This is a genomic window from Psychrobacter sp. 1U2, assembly GCF_051847575.1.
The window spans coordinates 1-2,084 of the sequence record NZ_JBPYDC010000076.1 but is presented as its reverse complement, the minus strand read 5'-3'; the positions used below and the strand labels follow the sequence as shown (position 1 = coordinate 2,084).

The following is a 2,084-nucleotide window of genomic DNA, read 5'->3' as shown; positions in this document are numbered from 1 at the left end:
TCGCTGCTGCGCCAAAGCCAAGACTGACAGCACGAAGACCAGTGGTACTCGCGTCTTTGCCGATAGCGATTGCATCAGCACCAGTTGCTCCGTTGTTATTCTCGTTGCCGCCGCCTGTGGATTTGACACTGAAGTATTTAATCTTTTGTCCAGCTACCGTATTGCTTAGATCTTCTATACTGGCGTTAGTCGCAAATAATTGAGAGCCATTTACGCCATCAGTTGAGTTAGCACTTATTGCACCGCCAGCGACATTCTTGATTTGACGCTCAGCACCTACAGCGCCTACCGATAGTTGCGCGCCTGTTTTTATATTATTATCATCATCTAGTACATTACCAGCAAAATCATAACTCTCGCCATTGATAACGACAGACTTCTCAGACGTTGCATCATTTTCAGTCAAGCTGCCGGCACCAAGAGCGACCGAGCCATCTTTTGAAGCGGAAGCCGCTACACCAAAAGCTGAGGCTGCAACTCCGTCCGTACTAGAATGAACCCCGACAGCGGTAGATAAAGCACCTGTAGAACGTGATTTTGCGCCGATAGCTATAGAAGCGTCACCTGCTGCTTGGGTATATCCAGCATACTGATTACTAGTATCGAGTAAGTCGCGTTTGGCATAAGAGTGGAAGACATCGTTGACTGTGCCTCCGTTTAAAGTACTACTTGGCGTACTACCATCAATATTAGCTTGTGAAGCAGCATCTAGATCATCACCGCCCATAGCAATAGAGGACGCACCGCTTGAGATAACGTTAGCACCAATAGCGATTGACTGCTGACCACTGGCGGTAGTGCTTGGCGTTGCTGCATTATCTTGCACCCCGCCGATAGCGATTGACTGACCACCAGAGGCAAGAGAGTTTTGTCCTAATGCCAAGCTTTTGCTGCCTGAGGCCTCCGCATTCAAGCCGAGTCCGATTGCCGCATCCCCTGTGGAAGTTGCGTCTTTGCCGATAGCGATTGCATCAGCACCAGTTGCTCCGTTGTTATTCTCGTTGCCACCGCCTGTGGATTTGACACTGAAGTATTTGATTTTTTGCGCTGCAAGTGCTTGGTTGGTAGCATTTAATTGGCGACCATTGACAGCATCAGTACTACTAGCATCAACAGCTCCATTTAGAACACCACTTATTTTCTGAGTACCCGCGTCAATACCGCTCTTTGTGAATTTTGCACCGCCACTAATAGTGACACCCTCATCATCCATTACAGTGCTACCCGTCCTAACACTACCATTGGGAGATAGGTTGATATTCTTTGCCAGCTTAATGGTCAAAGTTTTAGCACTGAAAGGATTATTATTAGAACTACTACTAATCACACCAATATTGTCATCCGTTAATTCTGTGACATCACTCACCCCGCCTTGGACATCTAAGGTGCCAAGTGCAATGACATTATCGCCAATATCTCCTTGATAATTAACAGCCGCTATAGACTGCATGCCAATGCCACTTGCTGCTAGTCCCAAGCAGATAGAGCTTAAGCGTAGCAGACGCGTATTTGCGGTAGCTCCTGCTGTAGAGGAAGAGACGCCTGAAGTGACCGCGGAATTAGAGGATTTGCCACGACTTTTGGCGTACTCTGCAACAGCGGTAAAACAGCCTAATGAACGATTCCAGATAACTTTATAATTGCGATTCATGACAACACTCCCTGTGTAGTAATAGGTCCTTAAACTTTGCCAAACACCACCCGTTTTACTTAACGTAGTAGCAGATAAAGTTCATTTAGGGACCTATTAGTCATATAAGACGGTTTAATTAACGACGTACTGACGTAAATATTATTCGCCTATCACGGCAAAACGATAACGTCACTCATATCGCATATTATCCTATTAATTCATTATTGTGAATATATTTATTTAATAAAACGAATATAATTGTTAAAAAAACAACCTGCTTCGCAAAGTTATCGATAATATCAATTATCTTTTCCAAAATTATGGGTAGGCTTTACGAAAAATGACTAGCAGACACATAGTTTTTATAAATCAAAACTAGGGTGTGTTGACATATATAGAATAATTGATAATCATAGTGTTATGACTAGATTAACCCTAAGTGATGCCCAGT

General features: G+C 44.0%; 1 protein-coding gene. It reads right to left on the bottom strand.

The genetic code is table 11. The annotated features are described in order from the left end of the window. Nucleotides 1-1,651, bottom strand: a 1,651-nt coding sequence (locus ACS8FD_RS13260) for an ESPR-type extended signal peptide-containing protein (protein ID WP_439276230.1), incomplete at its 3' end; no start/stop codon positions are given. Between the last annotated feature and the right edge of the window lie 433 nt (nt 1,652-2,084).